This is a genomic window from Rhizobium sp. G187 (genome assembly GCF_051549525.1).
Lineage (GTDB): Bacteria > Pseudomonadota > Alphaproteobacteria > Rhizobiales > Rhizobiaceae > Allorhizobium.
In genome coordinates, this window is record NZ_JBPUGM010000001.1 from 133,974 (window position 1) to 153,276 (window position 19,303).

The window sequence follows — 19,303 nt, forward strand, 5'->3', positions numbered from 1 at the left end:
TTAACGCAACGATAGGGCCATTGCTGCCCTCACAGTTCTGCCCTAGTTTCCGGCGAGATCTGCCCCTCGTCATTTCATTGCCAGGAAGCTAACCCGTGTTTCATTCCTTCTTCCCTCGGCCCAAGCTGTTCTTTTTATCCTTGGCCCTCTGGACGTTGCTCGCAATCGCTGTCTGGTACTCGGTTGGCGAAGCACTCGGTACGGCCATAGGGCTTCCGCCGCTGCCTGAGGATTTCCAGGCGCCGATCAGCGTCGCATTCTTCGTAACCCGCGATTATGTTTGGTTCTATTTGTTCGCCGCGGTCTGGATGGTGCCTTTCGGCCTCTTTTGGGAAGTGTATGCCAAAGATCACCCTTGGCGTCGCTGGTCAATTTGGGGAACGTTCTTCATTGTCTTCACGACCTATTTTGGGGTGCAAGGTTCGGTTGCCATCAACAACTGGCGCCGCCCGTTCGGCGATCTGCTGCAGCGTGCGCTAGATGGTAAGCCAGGCGTCAATTCGCAGCAGTTTTACGATTTGATGCTGCTGTTTTGCACAATCGTCTTCGTTAACGTCGTTATCTTTGTGGTAGTCCGCTTCTTCGTTAGCCATTACGTGTTCCGTTGGCGTACCGCGATGAACGAATACTACATGTCGCAATGGGAGCGGGTTCGCCACATCGAGGGGGCATCCCAGCGAGTCCAGGAAGACACAATGCGCTTTGCGTCTACTTTTGAGGGCCTCGGCGTTAGTTTCATCGATGCCATAATGACGCTGATCGCTTTTCTTCCCATCCTTGTCGGCCTTTCATCCTACGTAACGGATCTGCCTATTATTGGCGCAATTCCGCATAGCCTCGTTTGGCTGGCGTTGCTGTGGTCAGTGTTCGGCACGGTTCTCATCGCCGTTGTTGGCATCAAGCTACCAGGGCTCGAGTTCCGCAACCAGCGTGTGGAAGCTGCTTACCGTAAGGAACTCGTATACGGCGAAGACTACACCGACAGGGCGCAGCCACTGACTGTCGCCGAGTTGTTCAAAAATGTACGGATGAATTACTTCCGCCTATATTTTCACTACCTCTATTTCAATCTGGCTCGTTCGTTTTACATGCAGGCGGATGCTCTGTTTCTGACGTTTATGCTAGTGCCGACCATCGTCGCGGTGAAAATTACTTTTGGTCTCTATCAGCAGATCACAACCGCGTTCGGTCAGGTGTCTGGTTCATTCCAGTACCTGATCACTGTATGGCCTACCGTTGTCGAGCTGATGTCGATTTACAAGCGTTTGCAAGCCTTCGAGGCGGCCATTGAAGGCGGGCCGCTTCCTGAAATTGATCAGCGCTATCTGGCACGGGAAGCAGAGGAGGGTGAGATTGCTGCGAATCGCCCCTGACTTTGAGAAAAGGTCCGGTGTTGTCGCGCGAATAGCGGGGCAACACCTAGCCTTGTAGGGCTGGCATTGACACAAAAAAGAACCCGCCGGTGGCCTGCCGGCGGGTTCTTTGCATTGATCCAACCGAGCGTGGTCGATCAGCCTGCGGTGCAGAAATGCGAGCGGCCGTCATAGCCGACATAGGTGCCGGTGCGCGGGTTGAAGCTGCGGTAGCGCGAGCTGCAGTATTCGTGCCATGCGCCTGTCCAGGGTTCGATGCCATAGGACTGCTGTACGGGACGCGGGCGATAGGCGGGCTGGCGCGGGGGCGGCGGCGGGTAGTCGTCGACGTAGTAGTCTTCCGAATAGTCGTCATAGACGGAGACCGGCTGTTCTTCGACATAGACCCGGCGCTGCGGCGGGCTGGCAAGCGCCGTGCCGACGATAACGCCTGTTGCAAGACCGATCACGCCGGCCGCCAGCGCATCGTCGTTGTTGTGATGACGGCGATAGCGGTCGCCGGCTTCTGCCTGGCTGGCCGCGGCAATCGGAGCCATGGCGACAACGGTCGCCAGCAGCGCGTGTTTTGCTAGTTTCATCATGGCGTCAGTTCCTCAGACGATTGCACCAGATCCGGTGCGAAAAGCTATGCTGCCACATTAGGAGCGGCCGGCTGAACGGAAGCTGAATGAGCGAAATTGTTTCAAAAAGAAAAAACCCGGCATGAATGCCGGGCCGTAATTCAAAGACGTCCGATTGGGGTCAACCGGAAACCTGGAGGTTTACGGCCTTGGGGCCCTTGCCACGGCGGTCAGGCTCGGTGTCGTAGCTCACCTTCTGGTTTTCGGTGAGGCCAGAAAGGCCCGAGGCCTGTACGGCGGAGATATGCACGAAAATATCGGCGCCGCCATTGTCCGGCTTGATAAAGCCGAAGCCCTTGTCGGTATTGAAGAATTTTACAGTGCCAGTGTCGGCCATGCGTCAGGTCCTTTTCTCTCTGCCCGCATTCGGAAGGGCAGCATTACAATGTTCCCCGCAAGCGGGTTAGCGACAGGCATTTGTCGACATTCGAGGAAAGGGGCCCTGTTACCGCAGCCTTTCGTTCGCAACATCACGTTGATCCCGAAATACTGCCCGAGGTTGTTATAGCGTCCTCGGCGCGCATCAATTTATAGGTCTTCCCATGCTCGCAAAATTGCCCGAACGGCGGAAGATTGCTTGCTTTGCAGGAAATTGGCAAGCGAAAGTTTTACCGGTCCGGCAGGGGCAGGGTGCCGGAAAAGCAACGACCATAGCGCGTAAAGGGGCGCGATATACTGTCAGTTGGCGTGCTGGTAAAAATTTATATCGCCAGCGATGCAAATACCGTTGCTAAAATGCGAAAGCACGGCAGATTTCGTTAAAAAATTTTTCGTGTGAGCGGAGGGCGGAATTCGCATCGTTTCCGGTCAGCCGAGAGCGCAAAGCGCCCATTTTAGGGTCTTGTTGTTTCTGGCGGGGCGAATACTCCTAACGGCGCTTGGTTTCCGTCATATCCCTGAAGCCGCGCCGCCACAGGCTGACGGAGCCGATGGCCATCACGCCAAAGCAAATCAGCAGGAGGGCGATTGTCACCTTGCGCTCCCCAAGGCTCATGGCCGAGGCGTCTTCTGCGCGGGCGGCGCCGGCGATCACGCGGGGTGAACTGGGCGTAATGCTCGATGTAAACTCACCGGCGACGGGTGGCAGGACTTCGCTGTCCACGACCGCCGGCGATGGCGGCAATATGACGGTCTCCTGAGCGGCTTCACTTGCTTCGAAGGCGACAAGGCCAGCGCCAAGCAGAAGTGTCGCCATGATCACATGCCGCCACGGGCGGCGTGAGGGGGTGGCGGGCAATTCGAGATCAAGATCCTTCATGGCGGGCATGACTCTATACGAGGTTTCGATCCGGTCATCTCGCCTGCATTGCGGGTCGGAATTGTGGCGGCACCGCGAAGTCACGGATTTTTGCAACTCGCTGTGGTGTCGACGCCACGATGGTGATTAAGGCGCTCACGGTGTTTTCTGTCGCGGTGGCGCCTTTTTCCTTGAAAGGGCGGGCCGCTTTCGCCATAGAGCTTGGACCTGAGGCCCCGGGGACCGGGGTCGATGTTCAATCAGCTCAGGACCCGTACAATGGCTTTCCTCGCCGACGCCCTTTCCCGCATCAAGCCTTCCGCGACCATCGCCGTCACGCAGATGGCCCGGGAACTCAAAGCGCAGGGCAAAGACGTCATTTCGCTTTCCGTTGGCGAGCCAGACTTCGACACGCCGCAGAATATCAAGGATGCGGCTGTCGCCGCCATCGCTCGTGGCGAAACGAAGTACACGCCGGTTGCCGGCATTCCGGAGTTGCGCAAGGCGATTGCCGACAAGTTTAAGCGCGAGAACGGTCTCGACTACAAGCCGGAGCAGGTCATCGTCGGCACCGGCGGCAAGCAGATTCTGTTTAACGCCTTCATGGCAACGATCAATCCGGGCGATGAAGTGGTGATCCCGGCGCCGTACTGGGTATCCTATCCGGAAATGATTGCGCTGTGCGGTGGCACGCCGGTTTTTGTCGAAACCACGATCGAGAACAATTTCAAGCTGACTGCAGAGCAGCTGGACAAGGCGATCACGCCGAAGACCAAGTGGTTCATGTTCAACTCGCCGTCGAACCCGTCGGGTGCCGCCTATAGCAAGGACGAGCTGAAGGCGCTGACGGACGTGCTGATGAAGCATCCGCATGTTTGGGTTCTGACCGACGACATGTATGAGCACCTCGTGTTCGGCGATTTCGTCTATTACACGCCGGCACAGGTCGAGCCGGCTCTCTACGACCGCACGCTCACGATGAACGGCGTGTCCAAGGCCTATGCGATGACCGGCTGGCGTATCGGTTATGCCGCCGGCCCGCTGCCGTTGATCAAGGCCATGGACATGATCCAGGGCCAGCAGACCTCGGGTGCCTGCTCGGTTGCCCAGTGGGCGGCCGTCGAGGCGTTGAACGGTCCGCAGGACTTCATCACGGAATCGAAGAAGGCCTTCGAAGAGCGCCGCGACCTCGTCGTTTCGATGCTGAACCAGGCCTCTGGCATCGTATGCCCGAAGCCGGAAGGCGCTTTCTACGTTTACCCGTCCTGCGCCGCCCTCATCGGCAAGACTGCACCGTCGGGCAAGGTCATCGCCAATGATGAAGACTTCGTCATGGAGCTGCTGGCCACCGAAGGGGTCGCCACCGTTCACGGCTCGTCCTTTGGCCTCGGCCCGAACTTCCGCGTCTCCTACGCCACCTCGAATGCCAAGCTGGAGGAGGCTTGCAGCCGTATCCAGCGTTTCTGCGCCTCGCTGAAGTAAGCGTCTGGACACTTTGTCTGAAACAGCAAAAGGGCCCGCAATCGCGGGCCCTTTCGTTTGGGTGGGTTCGTCTCTCAGGACTTCGTCAGTTTGAGAATGGTCGAGTTGCCGCCACCGCGCTGTTCGGTTACGGCATAGACGGCGCCATCGGGGCCAACCTTGACGTCGCGGATGCGGGCATTGAGGTCGACGCGCTCCTCATGCTTGACCCGGTCGTTCTCCATGTGGAGAACAACGACGCCCTGGCTCACCAGTCCACCGACGAGAAATGCGCCCTTCCACTCGGGGATGGCATCGCCGTCATAGAAGGCCATGCCTGAAGGTGCGATGACCGGGTCCCAGTAGTAGACCGGCTGTTCCGTATTCGCCATCTGGGTCACGCCGTCGCCGACCTTGTCGCCGCTGTATTCAACGCCATAGGTGACTTCGGGCCAGCCGTAGTTCTTGCCGGCTTGCGGCAGGTTCAGTTCGTCACCACCGCGCGGGCCATGCTCCACCGTCCAGAGGCGTCCCTTCTCGTCGACCGTGGCCGATTGCAGGTTGCGATGGCCGAGCGACCAGATTTCCGGCTGGGCGCCTTCCCTGCCGGCGAAGGGATTGTCGGGCAGGGCTTCACCGGTCTGGCTGATGCGGAAGATCTTGCCGAGGCCGCTTGCCAGGTCCTGTGCCTGGACGCGGGGCTCGGCATCTGATCGCTCGCCGACCGTGACATACAATTCACCTGCCGGACCGAAGGCCAGACGTGAACCGAAATGCTTGTTGCCGTCATAAGTCGGCATCTGGCGGAAGATCACGGCCACATCTTCCAGCTTTCCGCCGCCCGCATCGTCAACGACAAGCCGGGCTGATGCGACAGAAGTGCCGTTGCCGTCATCTCGCGGTTCGGCAAAGGAGAAGAAGATCTTGCCTGACGTGCCATAGTCCGGTGCAAGCGCGACGTCGAGCAGGCCGCCCTGACCTTCGGCATAGACATCCGGTAGACCTTCAATGGCCGGGCCGGGCTTGCCATCCTTGGAAATGATATGCATGTCGCCCTGCTTGGCCGTCACCAGCATGCGGCCATCCGGCAGGAACTCCATGGCCCAGAGATGGGGCAGGGCGTCTGCCACGACCTCTGTCTTGATCTTGGGCATTTGGGCCGGCTGCGGCGCGCGGGTCTGGTTGTCGAAGGCGGGTTTCTGGTCCGGTGCATTGGCCGACCCTGTTTCGACTGGCGTGCCCGAGGTCTGGGCAAAGGCCGGTGCGGCGATAATCCCCGCTGTCAGCATCGTGGATGCGAGGATAAGGGGTAGCGGCTTCATGAGGATCTCCCGTGAAATTGCAGAGTCTGTCGGTGTGCCCAGGGGGCGACAGGTTCAACGGGGGATGTATGGCGTCCGTTCCACGAAACACGGGCAGACGCGTTCAAGATTGCTTTATTCTGCGTGATCGGCGGAGGCGACGGCTCAAAGAAAAGCGGCACCGAGGCGCCGCTTTGTCGCTTTTGCGTGGCTGTCAGTCTGCAAGTCTGTCAGGCCGTGCCTTTCAGCCAGGGACCAAGCAGGGTGGACTGTCCGAACAGTCGTTCGCGGTCCCTCCAGAGGGCAGGCAGGGTGAGCAGTGCCAACGCGGCCAGGGCGATCACCGTCTTTGTGACCTGGGACAGTTCGGGGGTGCGGCCGTCGAGATAGTATACGACATAGACGATCAGCACGTGCCAGACATAGATCTGCAGTGAATGGCGGCCCAACAGCTGCAGGAAGTTCAGTGTGAACAGGCTGGTCAGGAAGGCCGCGATCTTCTGGATCGTTGCGTTCTGGTGGCGCGGGCCTGCAATCAGCAGCCAGGCGAGGCCATAGGCGACGGCGGCGAAGTTGATGAGATAGACCGGCCCGAAATCTGCTCGCACTTCCATCAGGCCGAACTTCTCCAGGACAACGCCCGGCATCAGGCCATGGGCTGTGGCAATGCGCAGCGGCAGGAAGAACAGGGTGATGGCGAGTGCTGTCCAAGCAAGCGTTGCACGGTTCGGGTCGAAGACCTTCTGCCATTCGATCTTCTGCATCGATGTCAGCGTGCCCGCGATAATGCCGGCGAAGAAAACGATCTGCCAGCCGAGCAGATTGAAGCTGACGCGCAGCCCCTCCTGGCCCGTATTGCCGGCAATCCATTCATTGAGGGGGTAGGTGATTAGCCTTTGCAGGCCAAGCTGTGCTGAGAGCCAGATGAGGAGTGAGCCGATCATCACGCCAAGCCACTGGCCGCGCAGGCAAAGCCATATCACCATGGGCGCAAAGAGCATGTAGACGATGTATTGCGGCAGGATGTCCATGAAGGTCGGTTGCACCAGGAAGGTCGCAACCGGCGCCAATGTCGCAACGTCGAACAGGCTGGTGGGCCCAAGCCAATTCTGCCATGCGGCTGCGCCACTGGGCAGGGCGATCTGCAGAATGAGCACCACCAGGATGATGCCCATCGCGTATTTGTAGAGCTCCAAGGCCCGCGACCAGATGCGATCACGGCCGACGATGTAGCCGTCCTTGATCATCTTGCGGGCATAGACCATCCCGGTCAACAGGCCGGACAGGAAGACAAAGCCCTGAGCATCTTCGACGAATGCAAGGTTTCTGTGGTTGATCTCCACCAGCCACAGACCGCCGGCGAAAACCAGATGGTTGATCAGCATGAATACGAGGAAGTAGCCCCGCATGCCGTCGATAACGTCCAATCTTCTCACATCCGACTCCCGAGTTAGCCCCCCGGTGACCCGTGGTGGCGATCTTCAACCGCATCGTGTTGACAATGCGGCGGACCACCCGCCGTGGGCGAAATCCGTGCCCGGTCAACGGCAGGTTTCCACAAAAGTTCCAGCGGTATGAAGCAGGGCTTGCCCGCAATTCTTGCAGTGCAGCCGGTGAAGGAGGGTGGTTGTGTTGCTCCAGTCCGCGACAATCTGCCGCCATCTCGGATGCAGCGCCCATTGGCATTCATACGGGTGAGCGGCTCTTTGCCTCCCTGCTCCATTTGCGCCCAGGCTGATTTGATGGAATAATCCTCGAAGCCAAGGAGAAAGCGCATGGTGAAGATCATTTACGAGATCGTTCCTCATGATGGCGGTTGGGCCTATCGGCTTAATGGCGCCTATTCGGAGACCTTTGCGACTCACGATCAGGCTCTTGAGGCCGTTCGAATTGTCATGGCAGAGCAGCAGGTTGGCGACGAGCCGGTCACGATCAGCTATCAGGACGAGAACGGTCGCTGGCGCGAAGAGTACAGTGATGGTGGTGATCGCCCCGAAGTCGATATGATCGACGATTATGAGAACGGGTCGCCGGCTCAAGCCTGACGTGAGCCCAGTCTCGAATATGGTTATCTGGCCGGCATGTGGTGTGTGTCAGGCCTACCTGTCCCGATGGCTTTTCGTCTCCCGATGCCTTGGCGTGCCGCTCATATGGTCGTGCAGCCCCTTCACCAGCGCGTCGAAGCTTGCCTTGTGGCGCGGTGTGCTGCGCAGGCTTTCATGCATCACCACGAAAGTTTCCAGCGACAAGTCCAGGCTGCCGGGCAGGACTTCGAACAGATCGGGCTCACGGGCGGCAATCGCGTTCTGGCACATGCCGATGCCCAGACCTGCACGGATGGCGGCGAGCTGGACAAGGTTGCTATCGGTCCTGAAGGCAAATTGCAGGGTAGCTAGGTCCTGGCGAGACTTCAGAATGTCGCGGATATAGGCGAGTTGCCGGTCGAAACCAATCAGCCGATGTGCCGACAGATCGGTGATGTGTGCTGGAGTACCATGCTTTTCCAGGTAGCGGCGATGGGCATGGAAGCCGAGCGGTATGCGGCCGATACGGCGGCTGATCAGGGCGGATTGGCTGGGGCGAACCATTCGGATCGCGATATCCGCCTCCTGCTGCAGCAGATCCTCGACGCTGTCCGAGGCGGATAATTCAATCTGGAGATCGGGGTGGAGTTCCTGCAAGTCGGTGAGGATCGGCGGCAGGACCTCGACGGCCATGATTTCACTGACACTGATGCGCACGGTTCCCCGAATGCTTTCCATGTCGCCCGACGCGATGCGGGCCAGCGATGCCGACATCGCCGCCATGGTTTGCGCATGCCCGCGCATGGATGCAGCCTTTTCTGTCGGCAGCAGGCCTTGCGGCCCGCGCAGGAAGAGCCGGCCGCCAAAGGCGTCTTCAAGCGCTTCGATATGTCTCCCGGCTGTGGGTTGCGTCAGGCCGAGACTGCGGGCGGCAGCCGAAAGCGAGCCGGTCTCCAGTACGGCGAGAAAGGTCCGATAGTGATCCCAGCTGATATCGTTCTGCCTCATACAAAAATGTATAGCAGATCGCCGCATTAAGGCAATTTAGATTGCCTCGTCCCCGTGGGATTGTCTGCTCATCGAAACAGGAGATGACGATGATGACAGATATGAGCCATGGCGTTTCTCGGCCTCTGGCGCTGGTTCTCGGTGCAACAGGTGGTATTGGTGGGGCGCTCGCAAAAGCACTTCTCGACAATGGCTACCGTGTGCGCGCCATGCACCGGAATCCAGATGCCCAGGCGGAGCGTTTTCCAGCCTTTGAGTGGGTCAAGGGCGACGCGATGGTCGCGGCCGATGTCTTGCGCGCAGCAAGCGCGGCGTACGTCATCGTGCATGCGGTGAATCCTCCGGGCTATCGCAATTGGGGCGAATTGGTTCTGCCCATGCTCGACAACACGATTGCCGCTGCATCCGCAGTCGGGGCTCGCATCTTGATGCCGGGGACGGTCTATAACTACGGGCCTGATGCTTTTCCGCAGCTTTCCGAGGATAGTGTTCAGGCGCCGCTGACGGTCAAAGGCCGGATCAGGGTTGAGCTCGAGCGCCGCCTCGAAGTGGCCGCATCGCAAGGGACGCCGGTGCTCCTGGTTCGGGCAGGGGATTTCTTCGGTCCCGGTGCTGGCAACAACTGGTTCGCGCAGGGAATGATACAGCCAGGCAAACCGGTACGGTACGTCATCAATCCGGGCCGGGCGAATGCAGGCCATGCCTGGGCCTATTTGCCGGACGTGGCGGAGACCTTCATGCAGTTGCTCAAACGGGCAGACGAGCTGCCGATGTTTGCGCGCTTTCATATGGATGGACACTTCGATGTGGATGGGCTGCAGATGGCCAAGGCCATTGGGCGCGCGGTTGGACGGCCCAGCATTCCCATCTTTTCGTTTCCCTGGCGGCTGGCCGGCTTGCTGCGCCCCTTTGTGCCGCTGCTCAGGGAATTGCATGAAATGCGCTATCTTTGGCGCGAGACCGTCCGCCTCGATAGTCGCCGGCTGAAAGACTTTCTGGGCGGCGAGCCGCATACGCCGCTCGATGTCGCAGTCTCTACGACTTTGGCCAGTCTTGGGTGCATGGCGCAAACCAGCGCCGCATTTTCCACAGGGCAGCCCTTTCGAGCGGGTGTGGAAGGGTGATGCCTTTTAATCCGCAGAGAGAGAAAGGGCTCCCGACCTGCATCGGGAGCCCCAGGATCTGACCGATGGCTGCGATGTCAGCCGAGTGTCGGATATGTCGTGTAGCCTTCGGCGCCGCCGCCATAGAGCGTTGCGCCGTCCAGTTCGTTCCAGCTGGCATCTTCTTTCAGTCGACGAACGAGATCCGGATTGGAGATGAACGGCCGACCGAAAGCCACGACATCGGCATAGCCGCTCTCGACGGCGTCGATTGCAGACTGTCGATCATAGCCATTGTTCACCATCCAGACAGCCTTGCCGCCAGCTTCCCGATAGGCGGCCTTCAGAGCAGCCCAGTCGAAGGGGAGAACATCGCGCGGGCCGCCAGTCGCGCCCTCGATCACATGAATGAAGGCAAGGCTGTATTCAGCGAGGCCTTCGACCAATGCTGTGTAGAGCGCCTTCGGATCTGGATCGGATACGTCATTGGCCGGTGTTGTCGGCGAGATGCGAATGCCGGTTTTATCGGCTCCGATTTCGGCCGTGACGGCTGCGACCACTTCCAGCGTCAGGCGAATGCGGTTTTCGATGGGGCCGCCATACTGATCGTCACGATGGTTGCTGTTCGAGCGCATGAACTGTTCGAGAAGGTAGCCGTTTGCGGCGTGAATCTCGACGCCGTCGAAACCGGCTTCGATCGCCGAGCGCGCGGCCTTGCGATAGTCTTCGATCAAAGCCGGGATTTCGGCCAGATCAAGAGCGCGTGGTTCTGAAGTTTCGACGAAGGCGCCGGTGCCGTCTTCGTTCAGCACATAGGTTTTCGACTTAGCCGCAATCGCGGACGGTGCCACCGGCTTGCCGCCATCAGGCTGCAGCGACGTGTGGGAAATCCGTCCAACGTGCCAGAGTTGGGTGACGATCTTGCCGCCTGCGGCATGTACGGCGTCGGTGACGCGCTTCCAGCCTTCGATCGCCTCGGGCTTATAAAGACCAGGTACGTCCGCATAACCTTGGGCTTGATGGGTGATGGCTGTGCCTTCGGACACGATCAGACCGGCAGTTGCACGCTGACGATAGTATTCGACGTTAAGATCGTTCGGAATGGCACCCGGCGACCGATTGCGGGTCAGTGGCGCCATGGCGATGTGATTGGCGACGGAAATGCTGCCGATGGTTGTCGGTTCGAATAGCTTAGACATGAAACCTCGCGGGATTGGCCGATATGGGGAGGGAGGACATCGGAGGCCGCGATGTGGGGTTCTACAGCACCTGGTTCAAGGCCTGGATGAAGGCGGAAATGGTATTTTCATCCCGGCGATACAACACCCTCTGGCCGACGCGCTTCGAGTGGATCAGGCCGGCGCGCTGCAAGGTGGCCAGATGGGCGGAGACGGCAGATTGCGACAGGCCCGAGCGTTCGAATTGTCCGGCGCTGATGCCATCCGTTGCATCTTCCTGAGACACACCGAAATATTCGTCCGGCTGCTTCAGCCAGACCAGAATGTCCATGCGCGCAGGATGCGCAAGGGCCTTCATCACGTCCTCCAGGACCATGTTTCCTCCATGCCGTCTTCTTGTTTAGGAATTGGCTTTGCTCGATCATCAATGAGGACCGCATCTTGCGGTCCCGGTTGACGTAAAGACGCATGGCGGTAAGCCATTGTTCCATCGATAAGGCAAAAAAAAGAGGGCCACCGGAAAACCAGGGCCCTTTTAAATTGTGAAGGTCAAAAACCTCCAGAGGGGAACAGCTGCTGCGGTGGAACTGGGAGGAAAAAGCCACCATGTGCATCAGCTGTGTGCGATATGGTGTTTTCTTGTGCAGTCGGCAATGCATTTTTATGCATGTCAGGCATGCATCACTTGCAGGACTGTGTGTGTAACCCACGAAAATCAGTGGGTTATAGGGTCAGAAATTCCAGTTTCGCGCCTTGGCGACGATGAAATCTCGAAATGCCTTGAGCTTTGCCGCGTTCTTGATCTCATCTGGATAGCAGAAATAGGTGTCAAAGGACGGCACGTCAGCGCTCGTCACCAGCTGCAACAGGCCCGGGTCGCGGCCCACGATGTAATCGGGAAGCATGGCGATGCCAATGCCCAGCAGGCAGGCGCGCTTGATCGAGGTGAGGCTGTTGATCTGAAGATGCGGCTGGCGCGGATTGTCTGATGATCGTCCGGCCACTTCAAGCCAGTTGACATCGAGGAGGTAGTTCGGTGCCGGCTCGCCGAAGGTGATGATCCGGTGGTCGTCGAGATCTTCAATCGTCTGCGGTTCGCCATAGCGGTTGATGTAGGACGGTGCGGCATAGACGTGCATATGCACGGTGAACAGCTTGCGCTGGATCAGATCCGACTGCTGCGGCTGGCGCAAGCGGATGGCGCAGTCGGCGTGACGCATGTTGACGTCCAGTTCCTCGTTGTCGAGGATCAGCTGGATCGACATTTCCGGATAGAGCTGGAGGAATTCCTGGACCTTGTCGGTCAGCCAGCCCTGGCCGAGGCCGACGGTTGTCGTCACACGCAGTTTGCCGGAAGGCTTTTCCGTCGTTTCGGTCAGCTGCATCTTCACGGTCTGCAGCTTGAGAAGAACGTCGTGGGCAGTGCGATACAGCAGCTCGCCCTGTTCGGTGAGGATCAGGCCACGCGCATGGCGGTGGAACAGCTTGACCCCGATATCCTGCTCCAGTGACGAGACCTGACGGCTGATTGCTGATTGCGACAGATGCAGCTTGTCGGCTGCATGGGTGAAGGAGCCGGCTTCGGCTGCGGCGTGGAAGATGCGCAGCTTGTCCCAGTCCAGCGGCATTCCGGCTCCTCTCATCATGTTTACTCCGCCGCCTGTCGCGTGCTGTCAATTGCAGCTGCCGTCAGGAAGCGTTCGGCTTCAAGCGCTGCCATGCAGCCCATGCCGGCAGCGGTGATTGCCTGCCGGAACACGTCGTCGGTGACGTCGCCAGCGGCGTAGATTCCCTCAACGTCCGTGGCTGTCGAGTCCGGTGCCGTCCAGAGATAGCCGTTCTCCTTGAGCTTCAGCTTGCCCTTGAACAGCTCGACAGCCGGTGCATGGCCGATCGCCACGAACACGCCGTCGATCGGCATCTCTGTGACCGCGCCACTCAACTGGTCTTTCAGCTTGACGCCGGAGACGGAGGGCGGCATGGGCGGCTTGGCCGGGGCGCCGGTGATTTCGTCAACAGTGGTGTTCCACAGGACGCGGATATTCTCCTTGGCGAACAGGCGCTCCTGCAGGATCTTTTCCGAGCGGAAGCTGTCGCGTCGATGTACGACCGTGACCGACTTGCAGATATGCGACAGATAGAGCGCCTCTTCGACGGCGGAATTGCCGCCGCCAACCACGATGACATCCTTGTTGCGGTAGAAGAAGCCATCACAAGTGGCGCAGGCTGAGACGCCGAAGCCCTGGAAATGCTGCTCGCTCTCGATGCCGAGCCATTTGGCCTTGGCACCCGTGCAGATGATCAAGGTATCTGCGGTCCAGACCTGGCCACTATCTGTGTTGACGGTGAAGGGGCGGCGGCTGGTGTCGACTTCGGTTACCAGATCGCTGACGATCTCGGCGCCGACATGCTTGGCCTGGCCGAGCATCTGTTCCATCAGCCACGGGCCCTGGATGGGATCGGCGAAGCCTGGATAGTTCTCCACATCGGTGGTGATCATCAACTGGCCGCCCTGTTCCATACCGGCAATCAACACGGGCTTCAGCATCGCGCGAGCGGCATAGATCGCGGCGGTGTATCCGGCCGGGCCGGAACCGATGATCAATACCTTGGTGTGGCGGGCAGTCATGTCTGAAATCCTTTCAACCTGCAGCGGCCTTTATCCATGCTGAGTGTAGCTCACTCGCCCAAGCCTGCTGCGTATTTGTTCCGCCCATTTAGGATCGAAGATGCGGGCAATTCAAGGCCGCGAATGCATTAGCAACAGGGCATTGGCGGGTGTATGCGCAATAAGTGTGCGTGAGTGCGACGGATTCTTGCGTCTTGCTGCGTTTCAGGTAGATAACGCACACTCATTCGGAAGGAGCGCGTGTGCTCAAGATAGAACTCGACGCCATTGATCTGCGCATTCTCAAGGAACTGCAGCAGGACGGGCGCATGACAAATGTCGAATTGTCGGAACGTGTCGGCATTTCCGCGCCGCCCTGCCTCAGGCGCGTGCGCAAGCTCGAAGAGGCGGGTGTGATCGAGAGTTATCACGCCGTTCTCAACGGAACCAAGCTCGGCTACGATCTCGTCGCCTTCTGTATGGTCGGCCTGAAGCATCAGTCTGAAGCCAACCTGAAGGCCTTTGCCGCGGCAACCGACAGCTGGCCTATCGTTCGTCAGGCCTGGATGGTCAACGGCGACAGCGATTTCCTGCTTCACTGCGTTGCCGAAAATCTGACCCGTTTCCAGGATTTCGTGATCGAAGTGCTGACGGCGAATGAGCATGTGGACACCGTCCGGACGATGCTGACGATCCGCCAGGTGAAGAAAATGGGGCTTGTGGAGATTTGATGGGCAGTGCGCGCTATGTAAGGTTCGTTGCCGTAGATCGTGCGACGATTCAGCCAAGCCGAGGAAAAAAATGGTAAGTTTGTTCCGTAAGGCCACCGGTGCGATCAGTCTATGGCGTGGGCGCCGATCTGAGGCCCGCTTTGTCAGTCAAAATCTAGAACGTCGAAAAGCCGATTGGCTTCATATCAAACGTCTGTTTCCACATCCTAATTGTGATAGACGGCTGATTGTTCTGACAGATCAAAAAAATCTGTACGGCCGGCGACATTTCGTAAACTCATTGTCGCGAAACGTCACTTTCCATATACCTTCTGACCTGAGTGAAGACGATGTCGTGTTAGTCTTCGGGTACACTGATTTTCTCAAGAATTCTCACCGCATTTTGAATTCTAGACTAAGAAATGTGTTTTTTGTTGAAGCCGGCTTCCTACGAAGCGTGCTCATGGACAACTCAGGATCCGACTTTGATACCGCTTTGGCATTCTTTTTTGACGATGTTGGCTTTCACTACGATTCGCGCTCGCCATCACGTATCGAGTTTCTCTTAAATGATCCGAGTTTCAGCCTCAGTCTACCTGAACTTGAGCGTGCTTCTGCTATCAGGTCTCTGCTCGTTGCTAACAAGCTGACGAAATATAACGATCAATCGTCCCAGTTCTCCCTCCCTTCTTCGGGGCGACCTCGCGTTCTAGTGGTTGAACAAGCCCGTCAAGACTGGGCGGTGCTCAAAAGTGGTGGCGGCGCTAGCTCATTTGACCACATGCTTAAAACCGCGATCGATCAAAATCCGGGCGCGGAAATTCTCGTCAAGGCTCACCCCGACACGCTCAACGGAAAGCGAGGCGGGCTTGACAAGTCATATTATGGACAGCTCGTCGAGCGCGACCAGGTGCGCCTGATCGTGGACAAAGTGAATCCGTTCAGTGTGCTGGCGGCTGTGGACAAGGTCTATGTCTTTTCATCCATGCTTGGTTTTGAAGCTCTCTTGATGGGCAAGGAGACACATGTTTTCGGCGAGCCGATCTACGCAGGCTGGGGTGCTTCAGTCGATTATCGCCAGTTTCCTCAGCGACGCACCAGACGGCAAATTGATGAGCTGGTCTATATAATTTATGTAAAATACCAGATGTACAAGAACCTCGCTGGCGAATGGTGCGAGGTGGAAGATGCTGTTGCTGAGTTGCTTCGTTTGCGCAACGAGTATTGGAGCGACGTGGGCGCCAAGGAACGGCTTGAATGCTGAGAATTGCGATCTTCAACGATACTGAGCCCGATGCAGGGCATTACGGTTGCGCATTGGTGATGCGTAACCTGATCAATCTTTTCGAAGACGCGGGTGCCGTAGTTGTTTTCCGCTGGCCGTTCAACAAGGATTGGAGAGCGCATCCGGACCGCATGCCCCACAGAGATGCGATAGATCTCATTCTCGTCAACGGGGAGGGGACCATGCATGACTCTGATCGACGGTCTCAGCCCACAATTCTCGCGGAACTCGGCGAGTTTGCTCGCAAATGCGACGTTCCCATATTTCTCGTGAATGCCAGCCTCTATAGCAACAGCGCTTCTTTTTACAAACGCCTGGAGTGCTTCCATGGAATCTATGTGCGCGATGAAGCCAGTGCATCGGAGGCCCATCGCCACGGCTTGAGTGCCGTCGTTGTTCCTGATCTGACGATTTCCTATCCAAGCGTTTCCTACAACAGGCAGGGGGCTGCTTCGACGCAGGAGCGATTGCAGGTGGGGGTGACGGACAGCGTTCACGACAGCGTGAGCCGCAGACTACGATCATTGGCGCAGCGGGGTGGGCTGGTTTACCGTCCTATGGTCGATACGAGCGCGCATTGGCCGGGCATTCGAAAACTTCTCTCACCCGTCCGGCTGTCGAAAACAATCCGGGCGTATGCTCGGGAACGCCGGCACGGGAAGGATATTCGATTTTCGGATGCGGAACAGTTCGTGGAATGGATAGCATCTCAATCGCTGATAGTGACCGGTCGGTACCATACAGTTACGCTTTGCCTGGTGACGAAAACGCCGTTTGTGTATGTCGAATCCAACTCTCCAAAAATATCGGCTCTTTTGGAAGATGTGGGTCTTGATGGCCGGCGTAAACTTTCGGAAGTTCCCCAGACGTTTAGCCATGAATTTGCCGAGCGATATCGCTTTTCAACTGACGAGCATTCCAAGATTCAGTCGTTCTTGCTTTTGTCTCGACGTGGGGCTGAGGAAATGGCCGGCTCCATTTTGAGGCGCGTGCCGTGAGAGCGTACATAATCCATCTGGATAGAGCCACGTCGCGCCGTGAAAACGTCGAGTCGTTGGTGAAGTTGTTTCCTGACGAGGTCGTCGTCGTCAGTGCAATCGATGCAAAAGAGCTTTCCTCGACGGATTGCTCACTTGTCTACAAGCGCCTTCTCCATTTTCCGCCCTATCCGTTCAAGTTAAGTACTGCGGAGATTGCTTGCTTCCTAAGCCATAGGATGGTCTGGAAGAAAATTGCGGAAGATGATGAGCATGGAGCGATTGTTCTCGAAGATGATGTCTTCCTGGATAGCGCTCTTTTCGAGGAGGCTCTGTCGATCATTCGTCAAAGTGAGATCTCCAGCGACTTTGTCCGATTGCCCTGCAAGTCGCCTGGCGGGTATTTTTTCTCAAAAGATCCAGAGGGGAGCCCAATGCTTTTCTCCGAACATTTTTTAGGGTTGGGAATGCAGGCGCAATACGTGTCTAAAGCGGCGGCCGAGCGGCTGCTGGCGATGAGTGAGACGTTTGATAGACCCGTGGACACGCTTATTCAGCTCCGCGCGAGATCTGTAATCAAGGTTGAGACGATATATCCTTGCGGCGTCTTCGAACGTTCCGCAAATCTGGGCGGCTCGACCATCGGTAGCAAGAAAAAGATCTTCGAACGGCTTTACCGCGAATTGATGCGTCCCTTGTATAAATTAGCCCTTCTGGGGATTTGCATCCGCGGTGCAAAATGACTTCAATTCTCTTGATCGGAAATGGAAAGCTGCCGGGCAATGCCCGAGCCTTGATAGAGTCCGCTGACATTGTCTGCCGGTTCAATCTTCCTCCGCGAGAGCATGAGGAGTTCGGGTATAAAACCTCTGTTTTGTACCTGGCGACGACCGCCAAGCAGATTGGACGCGAAATCGTCTCAGGTCGACTTGCAGGAAACCGCTTTTTTCAAGAAGCGCGTGAGATCGTGTTTCCCTATAACCCGGAAGTTGCCGCTCGCTACCTAAAGCGGCCGAACTGGCTATCGCTTTTGAAAGGACGGCGCGCAGACTGGTCCGGTGACTGCGCCAAAATTTGTCTTTCGTCAGGGAAAAGCCTGAGGGCGGTCTCTACCCAGAATTACGAAGATATCTGCAAGGCTCTCGGAATCGATGTTTCGGCGAAAAATTTATTCCCCAGCAGTGGCGTTCTTGCTCTATTTGATGTTTTGAACGCGGGAACCGAAGTGCGCGTGCCCGTTCACATGATAGGATTTGGTTTTGCGGGTTGGAAGAGGCATGCTTGGGCCATGGAAGAGGCCTATGTCAAATCACAGTCTGCTCTCGGTCGCGTCGCTGTGCTAGGCTAGTTGCCCGTATACGGAAAAAACACTCGACGCTTCCTTCTCTATGGAGTTCTTTTCCCGGCATTTACGATGGGCGTTCGTGCCCAGGGCGTGCAGAACTTCGTCTTGGCTCAGGAGGAGATCGATTGCAGCGGAAATGGTTTGCAGGTTTGGGTTGACTACTGATCCCGTTGCTTCGCCCACGGTCTCGATCAACTCCGCAAACGCCCCCACATCCGTCGCCACCACGGGTACGCCCGTTGCCATGGCTTCCAGAGGTGTCAGGCCGAAGCCTTCCCAGCGTTGGGGGGCGACGAAGAGGTCGAGGGTTCGGTACCAGTCGTCGATGTTCGTGTGTTCGCCGACGAAGAGGATGCGATCGGCGAGGCCGGCTGCTGCGGCTTTGGCCTTGAGTTCTTCTTCGAACGCCATGTGTTGCGGTGTTGCGCGCCCGGCGATGATGGCCGACCAGCCGGGATGGCTCGGGAGGAGGGCGATCATGGCGTCGACGAAGAGGTCTGTGCCCTTCTGATGGCGTATCCGGCCGAAACATCCGACATAGCGCAGATCAGGATCCAGGCCGCAGGCGCGTTTGGCGGCGGGCTTGTCATCGGCGGGGCGAAAGCGGTCGCAGTCGATCCCGTGCATGACCACGGTGTTGGGCACTTCGAGATATTGTGCGGTCTTGGCGCTCGTTGCGATTACGGCGTCCATCTGGCGGATCAGGAATTTCGTCCAGCCACTGTGTTTTCGCTGCGAGGCCGAGGTGAAAACGAGCCGCAAAGGCATGCGCAGGAGGTCGCGCATCAGAATGCCGGGGAGCATTTCGATGTTGCGGCGGGCATGCCATATGCGGTGATCTGCTCCCTCGGGGCGCCGCCAGAGTTTCCAGAGGTCGCGAAAGCGCAGATGGGGCAGGTGCGACGGCAATCCAGGCCCGAGCACGGCCACTTTCTGGCCGAGACGATTTTGCACCGGAACGAGTTGGATAATCGTCGATGTGACGCCGGACAGACGTTGCTTGAAGTTTGGGGCGATAACGTGGATCCCGGCGGGATCCACGTAGGTCTTCGTCTTGGGCATCAGCTGGATTG

At 57.8% G+C, this 19,303-nt stretch carries 20 protein-coding genes; 9 read left to right on the top strand and 11 right to left on the bottom strand.

What is annotated here, in order from left to right; all coding sequences use genetic code 11:
* Positions 1-95: 95 nt before the first annotated feature.
* Entirely contained in the window at positions 96-1,373 is a 1,278-nt protein-coding gene (gene sbmA, locus ACSV9I_RS00655; protein ID WP_438326549.1) for a peptide antibiotic transporter SbmA, read from the top strand.
* Positions 1,374-1,510: 137 nt separating this feature from the next.
* Here the strand turns inward: sbmA and ACSV9I_RS00660 are convergent, their stop codons facing one another.
* From ACSV9I_RS00660 to ACSV9I_RS00670, 3 genes are all read right to left on the bottom strand, one after another.
* Positions 1,511-1,954 carry a BA14K family protein gene (locus ACSV9I_RS00660; protein ID WP_054157671.1) on the bottom strand — a complete coding sequence of 148 codons (444 nt, stop codon included), beginning with the start codon at positions 1,952-1,954 and terminating at the stop codon, positions 1,511-1,513.
* A gap of 160 nt (positions 1,955-2,114) precedes the next feature.
* Positions 2,115-2,330, bottom strand: coding sequence for a cold-shock protein (locus ACSV9I_RS00665; protein WP_054157670.1), 216 nt, complete (start codon positions 2,328-2,330; stop codon positions 2,115-2,117).
* 531 nt (positions 2,331-2,861) lie between these two features.
* On the bottom strand, positions 2,862-3,251 hold the full coding sequence (locus tag ACSV9I_RS00670; protein ID WP_438326550.1) for a hypothetical protein: 390 nt from the start codon (positions 3,249-3,251) through the stop codon (positions 2,862-2,864).
* Between the two features lie 258 nt (positions 3,252-3,509).
* On the opposite strand from ACSV9I_RS00670, the gene ACSV9I_RS00675 reads away from it, so the two are divergent.
* Positions 3,510-4,712 (top strand): pyridoxal phosphate-dependent aminotransferase, encoded by a 1,203-nt coding sequence (locus tag ACSV9I_RS00675; RefSeq protein WP_438326551.1) that lies wholly within the window; start codon positions 3,510-3,512, stop codon positions 4,710-4,712.
* Positions 4,713-4,786: 74 nt separating this feature from the next.
* On the opposite strand, the gene ACSV9I_RS00680 is transcribed toward ACSV9I_RS00675, so the two are convergent.
* On the bottom strand, positions 4,787-6,013 hold the full coding sequence (locus tag ACSV9I_RS00680; RefSeq protein ID WP_438326552.1) for a PQQ-dependent sugar dehydrogenase: 1,227 nt from the start codon (positions 6,011-6,013) through the stop codon (positions 4,787-4,789).
* A 209-nt stretch (positions 6,014-6,222) separates the two neighbouring features.
* Positions 6,223-7,428, bottom strand: coding sequence for an OpgC family protein (locus ACSV9I_RS00685; RefSeq protein WP_438326553.1), 1,206 nt, complete (start codon positions 7,426-7,428; stop codon positions 6,223-6,225).
* A 339-nt stretch (positions 7,429-7,767) separates the two neighbouring features.
* Here ACSV9I_RS00685 and ACSV9I_RS00690 point away from each other — a divergent pair, with 339 nt between their 5' ends.
* On the top strand, positions 7,768-8,037 hold the full coding sequence (locus tag ACSV9I_RS00690) for a DUF2188 domain-containing protein (protein ID WP_438326554.1): 270 nt from the start codon (positions 7,768-7,770) through the stop codon (positions 8,035-8,037).
* 54 nt (positions 8,038-8,091) lie between these two features.
* On the opposite strand, the gene ACSV9I_RS00695 is transcribed toward ACSV9I_RS00690, so the two are convergent.
* The gene (locus ACSV9I_RS00695) at positions 8,092-9,024 is read right to left on the bottom strand and encodes a LysR family transcriptional regulator (RefSeq protein WP_438326555.1); all 933 of its coding nucleotides are present in this window, start codon (positions 9,022-9,024) and stop codon (positions 8,092-8,094) included.
* Positions 9,025-9,113: 89 nt separating this feature from the next.
* Here ACSV9I_RS00695 and ACSV9I_RS00700 point away from each other — a divergent pair, with 89 nt between their 5' ends.
* Positions 9,114-10,148: an NAD-dependent epimerase/dehydratase family protein gene (locus ACSV9I_RS00700; protein WP_438326556.1), complete on the top strand. Its 1,035-nt coding sequence runs from the start codon at positions 9,114-9,116 to the stop codon at positions 10,146-10,148.
* Between the two features lie 77 nt (positions 10,149-10,225).
* On the opposite strand, the gene ACSV9I_RS00705 is transcribed toward ACSV9I_RS00700, so the two are convergent.
* The 4 genes from ACSV9I_RS00705 to trxB form a co-directional block, all read right to left on the bottom strand.
* Positions 10,226-11,326 carry an alkene reductase gene (locus ACSV9I_RS00705; protein WP_438326557.1) on the bottom strand — a complete coding sequence of 367 codons (1,101 nt, stop codon included), beginning with the start codon at positions 11,324-11,326 and terminating at the stop codon, positions 10,226-10,228.
* Positions 11,327-11,387: 61 nt separating this feature from the next.
* Positions 11,388-11,681, bottom strand: a complete 294-nt coding sequence (locus tag ACSV9I_RS00710) for an ArsR/SmtB family transcription factor (protein WP_054157662.1) — start codon at positions 11,679-11,681, stop codon at positions 11,388-11,390.
* 355 nt (positions 11,682-12,036) lie between these two features.
* Positions 12,037-12,933, bottom strand: coding sequence for a LysR family transcriptional regulator VtlR (locus tag ACSV9I_RS00715; RefSeq protein ID WP_054157661.1), 897 nt, complete (start codon positions 12,931-12,933; stop codon positions 12,037-12,039).
* 20 nt (positions 12,934-12,953) lie between these two features.
* On the bottom strand, positions 12,954-13,934 hold the full coding sequence (gene trxB, locus ACSV9I_RS00720) for a thioredoxin-disulfide reductase (protein WP_438326558.1): 981 nt from the start codon (positions 13,932-13,934) through the stop codon (positions 12,954-12,956).
* Between the two features lie 242 nt (positions 13,935-14,176).
* Here trxB and ACSV9I_RS00725 point away from each other — a divergent pair, with 242 nt between their 5' ends.
* From ACSV9I_RS00725 to ACSV9I_RS00745, 5 genes are all read left to right on the top strand, one after another.
* Positions 14,177-14,644 (top strand): Lrp/AsnC family transcriptional regulator, encoded by a 468-nt coding sequence (locus tag ACSV9I_RS00725; protein ID WP_438326559.1) that lies wholly within the window; start codon positions 14,177-14,179, stop codon positions 14,642-14,644.
* Positions 14,645-14,714: 70 nt separating this feature from the next.
* Entirely contained in the window at positions 14,715-15,887 is a 1,173-nt protein-coding gene (locus ACSV9I_RS00730; RefSeq protein ID WP_438326560.1) for a capsular polysaccharide export protein, LipB/KpsS family, read from the top strand.
* Positions 15,881-16,906: a polysaccharide pyruvyl transferase family protein gene (locus ACSV9I_RS00735; RefSeq protein ID WP_438326561.1), complete on the top strand. Its 1,026-nt coding sequence runs from the start codon at positions 15,881-15,883 to the stop codon at positions 16,904-16,906. Before ACSV9I_RS00730 ends, ACSV9I_RS00735 begins: the two co-directional genes overlap by 7 nt.
* A complete protein-coding gene (locus ACSV9I_RS00740) occupies positions 16,903-17,628 on the top strand; it encodes a glycosyltransferase family 25 protein (protein WP_438326562.1) in 726 nt (241 codons plus the stop codon). Before ACSV9I_RS00735 ends, ACSV9I_RS00740 begins: the two co-directional genes overlap by 4 nt.
* Entirely contained in the window at positions 17,625-18,233 is a 609-nt protein-coding gene (locus ACSV9I_RS00745; RefSeq protein ID WP_438326563.1) for a hypothetical protein, read from the top strand. Before ACSV9I_RS00740 ends, ACSV9I_RS00745 begins: the two co-directional genes overlap by 4 nt.
* Here the strand turns inward: ACSV9I_RS00745 and ACSV9I_RS00750 are convergent.
* The gene (locus ACSV9I_RS00750; protein ID WP_438326564.1) at positions 18,225-19,292 is read right to left on the bottom strand and encodes a glycosyltransferase family 4 protein; all 1,068 of its coding nucleotides are present in this window, start codon (positions 19,290-19,292) and stop codon (positions 18,225-18,227) included. The two genes, ACSV9I_RS00745 and ACSV9I_RS00750, sit on opposite strands and share 9 nt — an antisense overlap.
* Positions 19,293-19,303 lie beyond the last annotated feature (11 nt).